14 protein-coding genes are annotated in these 17,746 nt (G+C 39.5%); 8 read left to right on the top strand and 6 right to left on the bottom strand.

Annotated features, from left to right (window positions below; translation table 11 throughout):
• Position 1 precedes the first annotated feature (1 nt).
• Together degS and yfbR are read left to right on the top strand one after the other, a co-directional pair.
• Positions 2–1,024 (top strand): outer membrane-stress sensor serine endopeptidase DegS, encoded by a 1,023-nt coding sequence (gene degS, locus HMPREF3020_RS03560; protein ID WP_054418592.1) that lies wholly within the window; start codon positions 2–4, stop codon positions 1,022–1,024.
• Between the two features lie 6 nt (positions 1,025–1,030).
• Entirely contained in the window at positions 1,031–1,627 is a 597-nt protein-coding gene (yfbR, locus tag HMPREF3020_RS03555; RefSeq protein ID WP_070775578.1) for a 5'-deoxynucleotidase, read from the top strand.
• Positions 1,628–1,678: 51 nt separating this feature from the next.
• On the opposite strand, the gene HMPREF3020_RS03550 is transcribed toward yfbR, so the two are convergent.
• Positions 1,679–2,446 carry a TOBE domain-containing protein gene (locus HMPREF3020_RS03550; protein WP_070775577.1) on the bottom strand — a complete coding sequence of 256 codons (768 nt, stop codon included), beginning with the start codon at positions 2,444–2,446 and terminating at the stop codon, positions 1,679–1,681.
• A gap of 137 nt (positions 2,447–2,583) precedes the next feature.
• On the opposite strand from HMPREF3020_RS03550, the gene modA reads away from it, so the two are divergent.
• From modA to modC, 3 genes are all read left to right on the top strand, one after another.
• Positions 2,584–3,345 carry a molybdate ABC transporter substrate-binding protein gene (gene modA / locus HMPREF3020_RS03545; RefSeq protein ID WP_070775576.1) on the top strand — a complete coding sequence of 254 codons (762 nt, stop codon included), beginning with the start codon at positions 2,584–2,586 and terminating at the stop codon, positions 3,343–3,345.
• A 94-nt stretch (positions 3,346–3,439) separates the two neighbouring features.
• Positions 3,440–4,156 carry a molybdate ABC transporter permease subunit gene (gene modB, locus HMPREF3020_RS03540; RefSeq protein ID WP_257281792.1) on the top strand — a complete coding sequence of 239 codons (717 nt, stop codon included), beginning with the start codon at positions 3,440–3,442 and terminating at the stop codon, positions 4,154–4,156.
• Positions 4,143–5,198, top strand: coding sequence for a molybdenum ABC transporter ATP-binding protein ModC (gene modC / locus HMPREF3020_RS03535; RefSeq protein WP_070775574.1), 1,056 nt, complete (start codon positions 4,143–4,145; stop codon positions 5,196–5,198). Before modB ends, modC begins: the two co-directional genes overlap by 14 nt.
• A gap of 59 nt (positions 5,199–5,257) precedes the next feature.
• On the opposite strand, the gene dnaJ is transcribed toward modC, so the two are convergent.
• The 4 genes from dnaJ to dnaK all read right to left on the bottom strand — a co-directional run bounded on the left by dnaJ (position 5,258) and on the right by dnaK (position 10,413).
• Entirely contained in the window at positions 5,258–6,394 is a 1,137-nt protein-coding gene (gene dnaJ, locus HMPREF3020_RS03530; RefSeq protein ID WP_070775573.1) for a molecular chaperone DnaJ, read from the bottom strand.
• A 253-nt stretch (positions 6,395–6,647) separates the two neighbouring features.
• Complete coding sequence (locus tag HMPREF3020_RS03525; RefSeq protein ID WP_070775572.1) at positions 6,648–7,916, bottom strand: O-acetylhomoserine aminocarboxypropyltransferase/cysteine synthase family protein; 1,269 nt, start codon at positions 7,914–7,916, stop codon at positions 6,648–6,650.
• A 76-nt stretch (positions 7,917–7,992) separates the two neighbouring features.
• Positions 7,993–8,391: a GyrI-like domain-containing protein gene (locus tag HMPREF3020_RS03520; RefSeq protein ID WP_070775571.1), complete on the bottom strand. Its 399-nt coding sequence runs from the start codon at positions 8,389–8,391 to the stop codon at positions 7,993–7,995.
• A gap of 120 nt (positions 8,392–8,511) precedes the next feature.
• The gene (gene dnaK / locus HMPREF3020_RS03515) at positions 8,512–10,413 is read right to left on the bottom strand and encodes a molecular chaperone DnaK (protein WP_070775570.1); all 1,902 of its coding nucleotides are present in this window, start codon (positions 10,411–10,413) and stop codon (positions 8,512–8,514) included.
• Positions 10,414–10,681: 268 nt separating this feature from the next.
• Here dnaK and HMPREF3020_RS03510 point away from each other — a divergent pair, with 268 nt between their 5' ends.
• The gene (locus HMPREF3020_RS03510) at positions 10,682–12,184 is read left to right on the top strand and encodes a YdgA family protein (protein WP_070775569.1); all 1,503 of its coding nucleotides are present in this window, start codon (positions 10,682–10,684) and stop codon (positions 12,182–12,184) included.
• Between the two features lie 85 nt (positions 12,185–12,269).
• Here the strand turns inward: HMPREF3020_RS03510 and mgsA are convergent, their stop codons facing one another.
• Entirely contained in the window at positions 12,270–12,728 is a 459-nt protein-coding gene (gene mgsA / locus HMPREF3020_RS03505) for a methylglyoxal synthase (protein ID WP_070775568.1), read from the bottom strand.
• Positions 12,729–13,036: 308 nt separating this feature from the next.
• Between mgsA and aceE the strand changes: the two genes are divergently transcribed.
• Both aceE and aceF read left to right on the top strand, forming a co-directional pair.
• Positions 13,037–15,703: a pyruvate dehydrogenase (acetyl-transferring), homodimeric type gene (gene aceE / locus HMPREF3020_RS03500; protein WP_070775567.1), complete on the top strand. Its 2,667-nt coding sequence runs from the start codon at positions 13,037–13,039 to the stop codon at positions 15,701–15,703.
• Between the two features lie 89 nt (positions 15,704–15,792).
• Positions 15,793–17,691: a pyruvate dehydrogenase complex dihydrolipoyllysine-residue acetyltransferase gene (aceF, locus tag HMPREF3020_RS03495; protein WP_070775566.1), complete on the top strand. Its 1,899-nt coding sequence runs from the start codon at positions 15,793–15,795 to the stop codon at positions 17,689–17,691.
• The last annotated feature ends 55 nt before the right edge of the window (positions 17,692–17,746 follow it).

Below are 17,746 nucleotides of genomic sequence, written 5' to 3'. Positions count from 1 at the left end.
AATGTTTAAAAAACTTTTCCACTCCGCTCTTTGGGGGCTTGCTGCGGCAGGCGTTATTTTATTTGCCGTTCCTAAGCTCAATAACAGCAGCCTTTTCTCTGCTGATGATATCGTTTCGTTTAATAGTGCCGTGAGAATTGCTTCTCCTGCCGTGGTAAACGTGTATAACCGATCTTTTTCTTCTGCCAGCATTAATGATAGCGATCAATTACAGGTAAATAACTTAGGTTCTGGTGTGATTATGACTAAAGACGGTTATATTCTCACCAATAAACACGTTATTCAAAATGCCGATCAAATTGTGGTGGCACTGCAAAACGGCAATATTTATGAAGCGAATTTAATCGGTTCGGATAATTTGACGGATCTTGCGGTATTGAAAATCAAAGCAACCAATCTTTCTACCATTCCACAAAATAAAGAACGCCAAGTACGAGTTGGTGATATTGCTCTTGCTATTGGTAACCCGTATAACCTTGGTCAAAGTGTTTCTCAAGGGATTATCAGTGCGGTAGGGCGTAGTGCCGTAGGGGATTCTTTAGGTCGTCAAAACTTTATTCAAACAGATGCATCAATTAACCGTGGTAACTCTGGTGGCGCGTTGATTAACTCAGCAGGCGAATTAGTAGGGATCAGCACGTTAAGTATTGGTAAAACAGCCAATGAAATTGCAGAAGGTCTGAATTTTGCGATTCCAATCAGCATTGCCAATGATGTGTTATATAAAATTATTCGCGATGGACGCGTGATTCGTGGTTATTTTGGGGTACAAAGTGAAATCACCGCTAATTCAAACGGTGGTATCGTGATTACAGGCGTGACTGCCAATAGCCCTGCAGCGAAAGCGGGAATCCAGGTGGGGGATGTGATTTTACGTTTAAATAAACAAGATAACCTGTCTATTCGTGAAATGATGCAAATTATTAGTGATACTAAACCGAATACTGAAGTCATCGTTACCATTTCTCGCTTAGGTAAAGTGATTGATCTCCCTGTGATTATTGAAGAGTTCCCGTCTAATTAAGGATATATTGTGGAAGTTAAAACCAGTCACTTTTTTGCCTGTTTAGATCGTCTTCGCTTAATTCAGCGTTGGTCATTGATGCGCAATATTGAAAAGGAAAACTTGGTGGAGCATAGTCTGCAAGTTGCCTTTGTGGCACAAGCTTTAGCCATTATTAAAAATCGCTTTTTTGGTGGTAAAGTCAATCCTGAACGTATTGCGGTGATGGCGATGTATCATGATACCTCTGAAATTTTCACCGGTGATTTACCCACACCAATTAAATATTTCAACTCTGAAATAACGCATGCTTATAAGGATATTGAAGCAGCTGCAGAATTGCATTTAATTAGTTTGCTCCCAACTGAATTGCAAGAGAGTTTTGCACCATATTTAGATAGCGAGCAATTTAGCCCAGAAGAAAAGCATTTAGTAAAACAAGCGGATTTGATTTGTGCGTATATTAAAGCTCAATTTGAATTGGAGCATGGTAACCATGAATTTAAAACAGCGAAAAAACGCTTAGAAAATTTAATGGAACAATGGCACAGTCAAGAAATGGATTATTTTTTACAAGTCTTTTTGCCGAGTTTTGGACGCTCAATTGATGAGATTGCGTTATAAGCGAAAATAAAAAAGTGCGGTTAATTTTGACCGCACTTTTTGTTTTGGGGATTATTTCAATGTGGCTAAAATAATCTGTTCTGGCTCCACATGTAACCATACATCTTGTCCCACTTTCCAACCATCTTGGCTATGAATGCTCGCGCAAAATTCAATTGAGCTGTCCTTTAATTGCACAATGGCTTCTTCGTTTTCCATTGAAAGAATCGTCGCTTGGAAGAGGTTATTTTTTTCTTCTAATGGGGTGGTACTAATTTTCACCCAAGGGGCTTTAAACATGACCATCACTTCTTTTTCAGTGATGAGTCTGAGACGCTCAGCACTGCGCATTGTGATCGAAACATGTAATGGATGAGCTAAATCCTGAATATTTACTGCAACAATGCAGCGGGAGTCCACGATATGTTGGCTTGCCACCTTACCAAAAAATTGATTGCGAGCGCTACTTTGTAAGGAGAATTTTGCCGTTGCTGAAAGTAGGCTGTTTAGCGGGATCGTCTCATCTTGCAGAATATGAAAGGCATGCTCTTGTGTTTGTTCGAGCAAATCATAAAGCTGCAGCAAACGTTCTGCGTAAGTGGTTAATGAAGTTCCCCCCCCATTTTTCCCACCTATATTACGTTCTAAAAGCGGTTTGGGGCTGATTTTATTCATTGCCTCAAGGTGATCCCAAGCACTTTTATAGCTTACTTTGGCGTTTTTGGCTGCTTGGTTGATTGAGCCACATTCTTTAATTTCTTTTAAGAGGCGAACACGTTTTGGATCAATAAATAATTCTTGATGAAGTTTGATCGTCAGTAAAATTTCAGTTTGTTTCATCATCTCCTCCTAATACACAATTTTGTTTATTTTACTTGATCTTTAAGTTTTTCTGTATGCTTATTTAAAAATTCAAGTTATAATTTACCCGTAGTATATTTTTTTATATATAGTTTCATTTATATAGGAGATAAATAATGAAATTAACTAAATTTGCAACCGCACTTTTAATTGCGGGTATGGGTGTATCTTTTGCTGCATCAGCAAAAGTGACTGTGTTTGCTGCAGCTTCAATGACTGATGCGTTAAAACAAATTGCGGATCAATACCAAACTGAAAAGCCAAATAATACCGTGGTTTTCTCTTTTGCTTCTTCTTCCACCCTTGCAAAACAAGTTGAAGAAGGTGCACCAGCAGACTTATTTATTTCAGCTAGCAACAAATGGATGAAATATTTATCAGACAAAAATCTCACTGTAAAAGAAACTGAAAAAGTATTAGCAGGCAATGAATTAGTATTAATTGCGCCGGCTAAAAGTGCTGTTAATTCAGTGGATATTGCTAAAGGTGAATGGATCAAAGGTTTAAAAGACAGCTATTTATCTGTGGGTGATCCTGCGCATGTTCCTGCAGGACAATATGCAGAAGAATCATTAACCAAATTAAATTTATGGGATCAAGTTAAAGATAAATTAGCGCGTGCGAAAGACGTGCGTGGTGCATTAGCCTTAGTTGAACGGGCTGAAGCTCCTTATGGTATTGTGTATAGCACCGATGCGAAAGTGAGTAAAGACGTGAAAGCAGTAGGTGTATTCCCTAAAGATAGCTATAAACCAGTTGAATATCCTGTTGCGATTTTAAAAGATCATGACAATGCGGATACCCGTGATTTCCTTAATTACTTAGAATCTATCGCAGCGAAAAAAATATTTGTTGAATATGGTTTCTCTGTGAAATAATGAGCTCAGACTTTATAAAGAAAGGACAGGAAACTGTCCTTTTTGTTATCTCTAAAGAAATTTCGTCATATCGATATATACACAAGGAAATATTTTGCTCTCTTGGTTTCAATTAAGCCCGATGGAATGGGATGCGATTCACTTAAGCATGAGTGTCGCATTGAGTTCTATGCTTTGGAGTTTGCCCTTAGCAATTTTTATTGCTTGGTTACTGGCTCGTAAAGAATTTTACGGTAAGTCTTTGATTACAGGAATTATCCATCTGCCTTTGGTGTTACCGCCGGTGGTAATCGGCTATTTATTATTAGTCGCCATGGGGCGTAATGGCTTTATTGGCAAGTATTTATATCAATGGTTTGGCTTATCCTTCGGCTTTAGCTGGAAGGGGGCAGTATTAGCTTCAGCTGTGGTGGCATTTCCATTGGTTGTGCGGGCGATTCGTCTTTCCTTAGAAAGCATTGACTTTAAATTAGAGCAAGCCGCACAAACGCTTGGTGCTTCGCCTTGGCGAGTCTTTTTTACAATCACGCTACCTCTTTCTCTTCCAGGTGTATTGGCGGGTTTAGTATTAGGTTTTGCACGCTCTTTAGGGGAGTTTGGTGCGACTATTACTTTCGTTTCCAATATTGCGGGTGAAACTCAAACCATTCCTTTAGCAATGTATTCGTTTATCCAAACACCTGGCGCAGAAGCACAAACTGCACGCCTTTGCTTGTTTGCGGTGATCCTTTCATTAATTTCCTTATTGCTTTCCGAAGCCTTAAGTAAACGGATGCAGAAAAAATTGGGGCAGGGCGATGCTACACATTAATGTACAACAACAATTAGGTCGCCTGACTTTGCAAGCGGATCTCCAGCTACCAACACAAGGTGTGACGGCTATTTTTGGTTTGTCAGGTTCGGGTAAAACCTCATTGATTAATTTGGTGAGTGGTTTAACTCATCCTGATCAGGGATTTATTCGTTTAAATGACCGCACTTTGGTGGATGTGGAGAACGGTGAGAATCTCCCCGTGCATCAGCGCAAAATTGGCTATGTATTCCAAGATGCCCGTTTATTTCCGCATTACAACGTCAAAGGCAATTTACGTTATGGCATGAAGAATGTCAGCCGTGAAGACTTTGACTATATCGTTCAGCTACTTGGTATTGAACCGTTACTCAAACGCTATCCTCTGACTTTATCGGGGGGCGAAAAACAACGTGTGGCGATTGGGCGAGCTTTATTAACAGATCCTGATATTTTGTTAATGGATGAACCGCTTTCAGCTTTAGATGTGCCTCGCAAACGTGAGCTTATGCAATATCTGGAAAGTCTATCCAAAGAAATTAATGTGCCGATTTTATATGTGACGCACAGTTTAGACGAGTTATTACGTTTGTCAGATCGTGTTGTGCTGATGGAAAACGGTAAAGTCAAAGCCTATGACACCTTAGAAAATGTATGGAACAGTCCGTTATTTGCCCCTTGGAAAGGTGAATCGGAGCAGAGTAGTGTGTTGGCGTTGCCTGTATATTTACATAATCCAACCTATAAAATGACCGCTCTTTCTTTGGGCGAACAACAGCTTTGGATCAACGAAGTGCATCATCAAGCAAATGAAAAGGTACGTATCTGTATTTACAGTTCTGATGTATCACTCACTCTCAGCAAGCCTGAACAAACGAGTATTCGTAATATCTTACGTGGGCAAATTGTACAAATCGTTCCGCAAGAGAATCGCATTGATATTGCGGTGTTGGTGGAAGGTCATAAAGTTTGGGCAAGCATTAGTAAATGGGCATTTAATGAATTACGCCTTGCTCAAGGCATGGATGTTTATGTACAAATAAAAGCCATTTCAGTCGTATAAAGTAAAAGTGCGGTCAATTTCAAAATAGTTTTAAAATTGACCGCACTTTCTGTTTAGGCTTACTTACCTAAATTATCAAAGAATTTCTTCACACCGTCTAAAAAGCTTGAAGATTTTGGGCTATGAGATTTTTGCCCTTTCAAACTTTCTTCCAGTTTTTCTAATAATTCTTTTTGTTCTTTATTTAAGTTTACCGGTGTTTCAATCACCACGCGGCAAATGAGATCGCCTGCGTAGCCGCTACGTGTAGAGGTTACCCCTTTACCACGCATGCGGAAGAGTTTGCCTGTTTGGGTTTCCGCAGGAATTTTGAGTTTCACTTTACCGTCTAAGGTTGGAACCTCAATTTCTCCACCTAACGCTGCCATTGAGAAACTGATTGGTACTTCACAGTAAAGGTTATTTCCATCACGTTCAAAGATATGATGTTCTTTAACGTGAATGACCACATATAAATCGCCTGCTGGTGCACCATTTTCGCCAGCCGCACCTTCACCACTTAAACGTAATTGATTGCCGGTATCCACACCCGCTGGGATTTTAACGGAAAGGTTTTTCTTCTTGTGAACACGACCTTCGCCATGGCAGCTTTTACATGTTTTTTCAATTTTCTTACCTGAGCCATGACAAGTTGGACAAACCGCTTCAGTTACGAAGAAACCTTGTTGACGACGAACACGACCAGAACCATGACAGCTTGGACATGTTTCAACTTTTGATCCTTTTTCTGCACCAGAGCCATCACAGCTATCACAGTGAGCAAGCGTATTGATTTGGATGTCTTTGGTTGTACCTTTTACGGCTTCTTCTAACGTAATTTGGATGTCATAACGTAAATCTTCACCGCGTACTACACGCTGACGACCACGTCCGCCACCACCGAAGATATCGCCGAACATATCACCAAAAATATCACCGAAATCAGCGCCGCTGAATCCACCACCAAAGCCGCCGCCTCCCATGCCACCTTGTTCAAAGGCTGCATGACCGTATTGATCGTAAGCGGCGCGTTTTTCTTTATCACCTAGGATTTCATAGGCTTCTTGGATTTCTTTAAATTTTTCTTCTTTGGCTTTATCACCTTTGGTTCTATCGGGGTGATATTGCATGGCGAGTTTTTTGTAAGCACGTTTAATTGCTTTTTCATCTGCGCCACGTTCAACACCAAGAACGTCGTAATAATCTTTCTTTGCCATAATGTTTTCGTTTTCCGTTTAAAAATATAAATTTAAAAAATTTTATTTTGTTATTGTGTGGTACTGCATTAACAACATACCTAACAATAAAAATGATGCCGAAGGCAGAAATATCAAGGGTAAATACGTTAATTTATACTTGTTTTTGTTTGCTTACTATTAAGATAAGTAAACAAATAAAAATAAGCGATAAGCTGAACGTTTTTATCTCTCGTTATTTAAAGTGGCAGGCAATCTGCCTGCCTTATAATACTTATTTAGCTGCAGCGAATGCTTGCTCTAAGTCAGCTAAAATATCTTGAATATTTTCAATACCGCAAGAAAGTCGAATAAGTCCTGCAGAAATCCCCGCTTTTTCTAATTCAGCTTCACTTAATTGGCGATGCGTTGAAGTTGCGGGATGTAATGCACAAGTACGAATATCGGCTACGTGTACTTCACGAGAGGTCATTTGCAATGCGTTTAACCATTTTGCCGCGGTTTCTTTATCACCTTTAATCTCAAAGGAAATAACGCCACACAAACCGTTAGGTAAGTATTTTTGTTTGAGGGCATAATCTGGCGAACTTGGTAAGCCAGGATAATTCACTTTAGCAACTTGCGGATGTTTTTCTAAAAACTCTGCTACAGCCTGTGCATTTTCATAATGACGTTGCATGCGAAGAGCAAGGGTTTCCATGCCTACATTCAACAAGAAACTATTTTGTGGGGCAGGAGTAGCACCTAAATCACGCATTAATTGCACACGTGCTTTAACAATATAAGCCGCAGGACCAAAGGTTTCTGTATAAACTAAACCATGATAAGTTTGGTCTGGCGTGCTTAATTGCGGATATTTGCCGTTATTCCAATTAAAGTTACCACCATCAGTAATGGCTCCACCTAAGGCAATCGCATGACCATCTAAATATTTAGATGTGCTGTGAATGACCACATTTGCGCCAAATTCGATTGGGCGACAAAAATAAGGGGTGGCAAAAGTGTTATCAATTAATAATGGCGCCTCTGCAGCTTTCGCTAAGGCAGCAAATTTTTCAATATCTAATACTTGTAAAGCAGGGTTAGCAATAGTTTCAGCAAAAACAGCTTTTGTATTTGGACGAATCGCTTTTTTGAGTTCTTCAAGCGGTAAGTCTTGATCCACAAAACTCACTTCAATGCCCATTTTTTTGAATGTATGGGCAAATAAATTGTAAGTACCGCCATATACATAAGAAGAGGAAATGAAATGATCGCCTGCTTCTAAAATATTCAACATCGCATAGAAAACCGCAGATTGACCAGAAGCAGTACACATTGTTGCCACGCCACCTTCAAGTGCCGTGATTTTTTCTTCAGCCGCATTTGTTGTTGGGTTTGCTAAGCGAGTATAAAAATAACCAGCTGCTTGTAAATCAAATAACTTGCCAATTTCTTCTGCAGAATCGTAAGTATAAGTGGTGCTTTGTACGATTGGTTGAACACGTGGCTCACCGTTTTTAGGGCTATAGCCAGCATGGAGGCATTTCGTTTCGAATTTCATTGTTTTTTCCTTTAAGTTGTGTTTGTTTTGGGGTAAAGTGCGGTCTTTTTTTATAAAATTTTACGCACTTTTGAGCTTAGCAGTGTGGTACAACAGCGATATAAATTTCTACCAAACCATCAGAGTGGTATTTTTCAAAATCCACCGAATAAGCCCGCTTAAGTAAATCTTGTTGTTCTTTTTTCCAGATTAGTTGCCATGTTTGATAAATTTCATTTACTTTGCAACGAAAAACTTCGTAGAAACTCAAATCTTCAATTTCAATCACCGGAATATCTGTCTCTAATACTACTTCACTTGCAATCGCAAAATCATAGTCTGCTAGGTGATTCGTAGCATAATTAAAATAGATGCCATAACAACAGTGACCTTGTGGTAGTTTATCAAGATTGTTTTGCCAAAGGGTTGAGATTATCTCATTTGCTATGTTGTTATTTAAGCGTTGTTGTACGATTGGGTAGAGTTTTAACGCCATTTATCCTCCGGGTTTATTTTTCCTGACTTCACTTTTTTAAATAAAGTCAGGAAAAATGGCATTTAATGAATATGCCAAAAGGGCGTATTGCTACGCCCTTTGATTTAGGTTAAAGTGAAATTATTTGTTGTCTTTCACTTCTTCAAACTCAGCATCAACAACATCATCATTTGGTTTGCTGTTGCTTTGAGCTTGTTGTGCATCAGCTTGCTGTTGAGCCACTTGAACAAGTTTTTGAGCAACTTCTGCAAGCGCTTGAAGTTTAGCTTCGATAGCCGCTTTATCTTCACCTTTCGCAGCTGTTTCTAAATCGCTTAATGCACCTTCAATTGCTGCACGATCTTCAGCTGGAACTTTGTCACCTGCTTCTTCTAATTGTTTACGTGTGCTGTGTACAAGGTGATCTGCTTGGTTGCGAGCTTGTACTAATTCTTCAAATTTACGGTCTGCTTCAGCGTTTGCTTCTGCATCACGAACCATTTTTTGAATTTCTTCATCACTTAAACCTGAAGAGGCTTTGATGGTGATTTGTTGTTCTTTACCAGTACCTTTATCTTTCGCAGAAACATGGATAATACCGTCAGCGTCGATATCAAAGGTTACTTCAATTTGTGGCATACCGCGTGGAGCTGGGTTGATACCTTCAAGGTTGAATTGACCTAAAGATTTATTCGCTGATGCTTGTTTACGTTCACCTTGTAACACATGAATGGTTACTGCACTTTGGTTATCTTCTGCTGTTGAGAATACTTGCGATTTTTTAGTTGGAATCGTCGTGTTTTTCTCAATTAAGGTAGTCATCACGCCACCCATGGTTTCGATACCTAAAGATAACGGTGTTACGTCTAACAGTAATACATCAGTTACATCACCCGCTAATACACCACCTTGAACTGCTGCACCGATAGCAACGGCTTCGTCTGGGTTCACATCTTTACGAGGTGCTTTACCGAAGAATTCTTCTACTTTTTGTTGTACTAATGGCATACGGGTTTGACCGCCCACTAGAATAACATCATCAATTTGTGATGCACTTAAGCCAGCATCATTTAATGCAACTTTTACAGGTTCAAGTGATTTAGCCACTAAATCTTCTACTAAAGATTCTAATTTAGCACGAGTTAATTTAATGTTTAAGTGTTTAGGACCTGTAGCATCTGCAGTGATGTAAGGTAAGTTCACATCAGTTTGTTGTGCAGAAGAAAGTTCAATTTTCGCTTTTTCACCTGCTTCTTTTAAACGTTGCATTGCAAGTGGGTCGTTACGTAAGTCAACGCCTTGTTCTTTTTTGAACTCATCCACTAAGTAGTTGATAACACGGTTATCGAAGTCTTCACCACCTAAGTGAGTATCACCATTGGTTGCTAATACTTCGAAAGTTTTTTCGCCACCTACTTCATCAATTTCGATGATAGATAAGTCGAATGTACCACCACCTAAGTCATAAACAGCGATAGTTTTGTTGCCTTGACCTTTATCTAAACCGTAAGCTAATGCTGCAGCTGTAGGTTCGTTGATAATACGTTTAACTTCTAAGCCTGCGATACGACCTGCATCTTTTGTTGCTTGACGTTGAGCGTCGTTAAAGTATGCAGGAACAGTGATTACTGCTTCAGTCACTGGCTCACCTAAGAAATCTTCCGCAGTTTTCTTCATTTTTTTCAATACTTCCGCAGAAATTTGTGGAGGAGCAAGTTTGTCACCTTTTACATTTACCCATGCATCACCATTGTCTGCTTTAGTGATTTCAAATGGCATAATGTCGATATCACGTTTTACTTCAGCATCGTCAAAGCGACGACCGATTAAACGTTTAATCGCGAATAATGTATTTTTTGGGTTGGTCACTGCTTGGCGTTTTGCCGGTTGACCCACTAAAATTTCGTTATCATTTGTATAAGCGATAATTGACGGGGTAGTACGATCGCCTTCTGCGTTTTCAATTACGCGTGGTTTATCACCATCCATTACAGCGACACAAGAGTTTGTTGTACCTAAGTCAATACCAATAATTTTTCCCATGTTGTTACTCCTAATTAAATTTTAAATTCGTTGTAAACTATTACGATGAATAAGATGTGGATACTTTTTCGCATTTCAAGAGGCAAGATTTAAAATTTTTTCTTCCTTTTAAAGTGCGGTCATTTCCGTTCTTGTTTTACAAAATAAGTCCAGAGATGAGAAGTTCAAGGGGGGGTATAAAATTATTTTTTAAAAATAAGAAAAAAGTTGTGATTTGTGATAAATTGCCAGCAATTTTAATCAACTATTAATTAGCAAAGGAATCAAAATGAAAAAATCAACCGTAGCATTAAGTATCATTGTTGCCCTTGGTGTTGTAGGCCTCGGTGGTGCGTGGTTTACTGGCGAAAAAGCACAAACTGAATATTTACGTCAAATTGAGTTAGCAAACCAAAAATTCCAAAGTTTAGGTTTGTCAGATTCAGTGAATCTTGTTTATAAAAATAAGCAATTTGATCGCAGTTTCTTTACTTCTCAAGTGGAAGATGAAGTAGTTATTTCTTTACCAAAAGAAGGACAAGTATTTACCATTCCACTATCAACCAAGCTTTATCACGGTCCATTTCCGCTTAATCAGCTAGAAAAATTCAACTTTGTACCAACAATGTTTTCTGCACAAGGTGTGATTGGTAAAAATGAAACAACTCAGCCGCTATTTGATTTTCTTAAATCAGATAAGCCTGTTCAATATCAAGCTTCGACTAGCTATAGCTTAGCAACAAAAGGTAAAGTTGAATTAGCGGCAGGGGAAATGACGGATCCAAATTCTCCACAAAATAAGATCGCATGGTCAAATATCAACATTGGTTTTGATGTAGATAAAGATCGAGCAGGTAAATATGACATGACCTTAGACGAAGTGACTGCTGATTTAGGCCCTAGTAGTGCAGATGGGGAAAATAGCCAGTACGCTACTGCAGTTAAATCGGTAAAAATGAAGATGAAGGGCATGAAATTGGACGCTTCATTTAATCCAACAAAATGGGCTTATATTTATACAGGAAAAGGCTCTTCTTCAACTGAAAGCTTCGAAATGACGAGCACGGATTATGCTGGGAAAACAACGTCTATTATTGAAAAAGGTTTAAAAGCCACATCTGATATTTCACTCGATAGTGATTTTGTAAACTTTAAAAATGAAAATGCATTAGACTCAGTCATCATTGATGGAAAAGATTTAGGAAAATTAACCTATAATGCTGAATTCAACCACATTGAAGCGAATGCAGTAAATGCGTTGATTGAAGCTGTTTTCACTGTATTTAAGTCTGTTAGAGATGATAAAAATGTGAATGATGAAGTGGTATCTGAAATTTTAAGTTCATGGGTTGAAAATCATGGTATGGCTATTTTTAATAATCAGCCTCAACTTAAACTCAACCCTGTGTCAATTTCAGATAATCAAGGTAAAGTGTCATTAGATTTAAATGTGGCATTAGCGAAAGATCCGAAATTTGATTTAATGAAAGGGAGTTTATATAAACAATTTACGGATTTTGCGGTGCATATTCATGTAGATAAAGCGACAGTAGAAAAAATCATGACACAATTTGCTCCAGAAGAAGATAAAGCGTTGATTAAAGAGAAAATTGAAGAGCAAGCCAAACAAGCAGCAGCACAAAATATTGTGGTGAATAACGATAAAAATGTGACGCTTGCCTTAGTACTCGAAAAAGGTGAATTAAAACTTAATGGTCAAGTGATTCCAGAAGAGCAGGTGCAAGGTGTGCTATTTATGTTAATCATGAGCGCTGCAATGCAGGGTAAATAATTAACGAGTAAATAAACAGAAAGGAGATAAAGTGATTTATCTCCTTTTTTATTAGGTTGAGATTATTTGACTACGGTATCATCGTTTAGTCTAAACGCGCTTTTAAATATCCGTCATAATCAGGGATATCAATATTGATTTCTTGATCAAATAAGCTTGATGTTAAAAGAAAATCGGCTGTACTTTGATTAATCGCCACCGGAATATTCCAAACGGTTGCAATACGCATTAAGGCTTTTACATCGGGATCATGTGGCGCGGCATTCATCGGATCCCAAAAGAAAATCATTATATCAATTTTTTTCTCGGCAATCAGTCCACCAAGTTGTTGATCGCCGCCCATCGGGCCACTTAATAGCGAGGCTATTTCAAGTCCCGTTTCTCTAGACAATAAATGGCCAGTTGTACCTGTTGCATAAAGTTGATGGGGAGCGAGAGCTTCTTTATGTTTCTTTACCCAATTGAGCAGGTTTTGTTTGCAGCTATCATGTGCAACGAGCGCTATTCGTTTATGAGAAAAGATTGGGCGAGTTGTCGTGTTCATATTTTATCCTCTAAAAAGCTAAAAAAGTATGTGAGCACTTTAGATCAAAGCGGGTAGGGAATGCAATATATAAAGTATGCTTTAACTTAAACCTGAAAATCCTTTAAAAATGACCGCACTTTTAATGAAGACTATTGCAATAACAGGAAGAAATGCATGAGAACAGTGAAAATCTACTATCTTTCTTGCAAAAAATCTTCTAAAATTTACAAGATTTGTTAAATGTTTGTAACATTGATTAACAAGCTTGATTTTCGTGTTTGGTCATAACCAAACTTCATTTTCACTCAGTAAAATAAGGAAAGACTATGTCAGATACCTTAGTAAACGATATTGACCCAATTGAAACACAAGATTGGTTGTCAGCTGTTGATTCATTAATTCGTGCAGAAGGCGCAGAGCGTGCGCATTACATCATCAATCAAGTGATTGATCAGGCACGTAATGGTGGTGTGAATATTGCAAAAGGTGGCGTAACAACCCCTTATGTTAATACCATCCCTGTTTCTGAACAGCCAGCATACCCAGGTGATAAAGCTATTGAGCGTCGTATTCGTAGTGCTGTACGTTGGAATGCGATCATGGCGGTATTACGTGGCCAGAAAAAAGATCTTGAATTAGGTGGTCACATTTCAACTTATCAATCTGCAGCAAGCATGTATGAAGTCTGTTTTAACCACTTCTTCAAAGCGGCGACTGATAAAAACGGCGGTGACTTAGTCTTCTTCCAAGGCCACGCAGCACCTGGTATGTATGCTCGTGCATTTGTTGAAGGTCGTATTACTGAAGATCAAATGAATAATTTCCGTCAGGAATGTGAACCAGGTAAAGGTCTTTCTTCTTACCCACACCCGAAATTAATGCCTGAATTCTGGCAATTCTCGACCGTATCTATGGGTTTAGGTCCTGTAAATGCAATCCGTACTGCTCGTTTCTTAAAATACTTAGATAACCGTGGCTTAAAAGACACCAAAGATCAAAAAGTGTATGCTTTCCTTGGTGACGGTGAGATGGATGAAATCGAAGCAAAAGGTGATTTAACCTTCGCAGCACGTGAAGGCTTAGATAACTTAATCTTCGTCGTAAGCTGTAACTTGCAACGTTTAGATGGTCCTGTAACGGGTAACGGCAAAATCGTTCAAGAATTAGAAGGTTTATTTGCGGGTGCTGGTTGGGAAGTGATCAAAGTCATGTGGGGCTCTAACTGGGACAAATTATTTGCCAAAGACACCTCAGGTAAGTTAACTCAATTGATGATGGAAGTGCTCGATGGCGACTATTTAACCTTCAAATCTAAAGATGGTGCTTATGTTCGTGAACACTTCTTTGGTCGTTATCCAGAAACCGCTGCATTAGTAGCGGATATGACAGATGATGAAATCTGGGCATTAAGACGCGGTGGTCATGATTCTGAAAAACTTTATGCGGCATTCCATAAAGCGCAAACTGCAGGTAAACCTGTTGTGATCTTAGCGCACATGGTTAAAGGTTATAAAATTCCTGAAGCAGAAAGTAAAAATACTGCGCACCAATCTAAAAAAATGTCTCTCGAAAGCTTAAAATCTTTCCGTGATCATTTCCAATTAGATATTAAAGATGAAGATATTCCTAACTATCCATACATCACCTTCCCAGAAGGTTCGGAAGAGTACAATTATCTTCACGGCAGACGTAAAGCGTTAAATGGTTACTTACCAAAACGTTTACCGAAATTCACCACTGAATTTAAAGTGCCATCATTGGAGGAATTTGCCCCATTATTGGAAGAACAAGCTCGTCCAATTTCAACCACAATGGCATTTGTACGTTTCTTAAATACCTTATTGAAAGATAAAAATATTGGTAAACAAATTGTGCCAATTATCGCTGACGAAGCGCGTACTTTCGGTATGGAAGGTTTATTCCGTCAAATCGGTATTTACAATCCACATGGTCAAAACTATGTGCCTTCTGACCGTGACTTAGTGGCTTACTACCGTGAAGCGAAAGATGGTCAAGTATTACAAGAAGGTATCAATGAATTAGGTGCTGCATCATCTTGGTTAGCGGCAGCAAACTCATACTCTGTCAATAACCTTCCGATGATTCCATTCTTCATCTACTACTCAATGTTTGGTTTCCAACGTGTGGGTGACTTAATGTGGGCAGCAGGTGACCAATTAGCACGTGGTTTCATGATTGGTGGCACTTCTGGCCGTACAACATTAAATGGTGAAGGTTTACAACACGAAGATGGCCACAGCCATATTCAATCTCTTGTTATTCCTAACTGTGTGTCTTATGACCCAGCTTACGTTTATGAAGTGGCAGTTATCCTACAAGATGGTATCAACCGTATGTACGGTGAAAAACAAGAAGATGTGTTCTACTACATCACCACATTAAATGAAACTTACGAACAACCAGCAATGCCAAAAGGTGCAGAAGAAGGTATTCGTAAAGGTCTTTATAAATTTGAAACCGTTGAAGCCAAAGGCAACAAAGGTCATGTTCAATTATTAGGTTCTGGTGCGATCCTCCGTCACGTTCGTGAAGCGGCACAAATCCTTGCAAATGAATATGGCGTAAGCTCAGATGTATATAGTGTGCCTTCATTCACTGAAGTCGCTCGTGAAGGTGCGGATGCCGTACGTTGGAATATGTTACATCCAACTGAGACACCACGCGTACCTTACATTGCACAAGTCATGAACGATGCTCCAGCTGTTGCGGCTACTGACTACATGAAATTGTTCGCAGAACAAGTTCGTGCATTCATTCCAGCACAAAGCTATCACGTATTAGGTACTGATGGTTTCGGTCGTTCAGACAGCCGTGCAAACTTACGTGAACACTTTGAAGTGGATGCGCGTTATGTTGTGGTTGCTGCATTACATGAGCTTGCAAAACAAGGCAAATTTGATGCGAAAGTGGTGGCTGATGCAATCGCGAAATTTGGTTTAAAAACTGAAATTTTAAATCCGCTTTACGCTTAATAAACAATATCCTGTGCGCTAAAACGCACAGGATCATCTACAAATAAAGTGCGGTTGATTTTAACTGCGTTTTTTAAAGGTAAGATAACATGTCAAAACAAATTCAAATTCCTGATATCGGTAGTGATGAAGTTACCGTAACAGAAGTGATGGTGAAAGTAGGTGATACCATTACCGCTGATCAAAGTATTATTAATGTTGAAGGTGATAAAGCTTCAATGGAAGTCCCTGCACCTGAAGCCGGTGTGGTAAAAGAAGTATTAGTAAAAGTGGGTGATAAAGTCACAACTGGCACACCAATGCTTGTATTAGAGTCAGCGGATGCGGCAGCGCCTGCTCCAGCGGCAGCAGCACCTGCGCCGGCAGCCTCACCAGCAGCTGCAAGTGTAGTTGAAGTTAATGTACCCGATATCGGCTCAGACGAAGTTAACGTGACAGATATTATGGTGAAAGTCGGTGATACTGTTGAAGTTGACCAATCAATCATCAATGTTGAAGGTGATAAAGCGTCAATGGAAGTCCCTGCTCCAGTTGCTGGTGTCGTAAAAGAAATTTTAATCAACGTGGGCGATAAAGTTGTTACAGGCAAATTAATCATGAAATTTGAAGTGGCGGGTGCAGCACCAGCCGCAGCGCTAGTTCAACAGGCGGCAGCACCTGCAGCAGCACCAACAGCTTCAGCCATTAAAGAAGTGAATGTACCTGATATTGGTGGTGATGAAGTTAACGTAACTGAAATCATGGTTGCCGTTGGCGACAGCGTTTCTGAAGAGCAATCTTTAATTACCGTTGAAGGCGATAAAGCCTCAATGGAAGTGCCAGCTCCGTTTGCGGGTGTGGTAAAAGAAATTTTAGTGAAATCAGGTGATAAAGTTTCAACTGGTTCATTAATTATGAAATTTGAAGTGGCGGGTGCAGCACCTGCTCCTGCAGCGGCTCCAGTAGCGGCAGCTCCAGCGCCTCAAGCAGCACCTGCAGCAGCGCCGGTAGCACAACCAGGTAATGTATCTGGCTTAAGCCAAGAACAAGTTGTCGCAAGCGCTGGCTATGCACACGCAACTCCAGTGATTCGCCGTTTAGCACGTGAATACGGTATCAACCTTGATCGCGTAAAAGGTACGGGTCGTAAAGGTCGCGTAGTAAAAGAAGATATCCAAGCTTACGTGAAAACCGCTGTTAAAGCATTTGAAACCGGCACGGTTTCTTCTGCAGCCGCAGGTAATGGTGTGGCAAATGGTGCAGGCTTAGGCTTATTACCATGGCCGAAAGTTGACTTCAGCAAATTTGGTGAAGTAGAAGAAGTTGAATTAAACCGTATCAACAAAATCTCTGGTGCGAACTTACATCGTAACTGGGTAATGATTCCACATGTTACTCACTTCGATCGCACAGATATCACCGATTTAGAAGCATTCCGTAAAGAACAGAATAAGATTGTTGAAAAACAAAAATTGGATGTGAAAATTACACCTGTTGTGTTCATTATGAAAGCGGTAGCGAAAGCATTGGAAGCGTTCCCACGTTTCAATAGCTCTATCTCTGAAGACGGACAAAAATTAACACTTAAAAAATACATCAACATTGGCGTAGCGGTAGATACACCAAACGGTCTCGTTGTACCTGTATTTAAAAACGTGAACAAAAAAGGTATTATCGAACTTTCTCGTGAATTAATGGAAGTCTCCAAAAAAGCACGTGACGGTAAACTTTCAGGTTCTGATATGCAAGGTGGTTGTTTCACCATTTCAAGCTTAGGCGGTATTGGTACAACTCACTTTACACCAATTGTAAATGCACCTGAAGTGGCTATCTTAGGTGTGTCTAAATCAGAAATGCAACCAGTTTGGAATGGTAAAGAATTTGAGCCACGCTTAATGCTTCCATTATCATTATCTTTTGACCACCGCGTGATCGATGGTGCTGATGGTGCTCGTTTCTTAAGCTATATCAATGGCGTATTAGCTGACTTACGTCGCTTAGTGATGTAATTAACACGGTAAGATGTGAGTGATTAGGCTCATATCTTACAGAAAGGATCGCAAG

It is taken from the genome of Haemophilus sp. HMSC068C11 (assembly GCF_001815355.1).
Taxonomy (GTDB): domain Bacteria; phylum Pseudomonadota; class Gammaproteobacteria; order Enterobacterales; family Pasteurellaceae; genus Haemophilus_D.
Note: the sequence above shows the minus strand (reverse complement) of the source record. Positions and strands in the feature narration are given on the sequence as shown.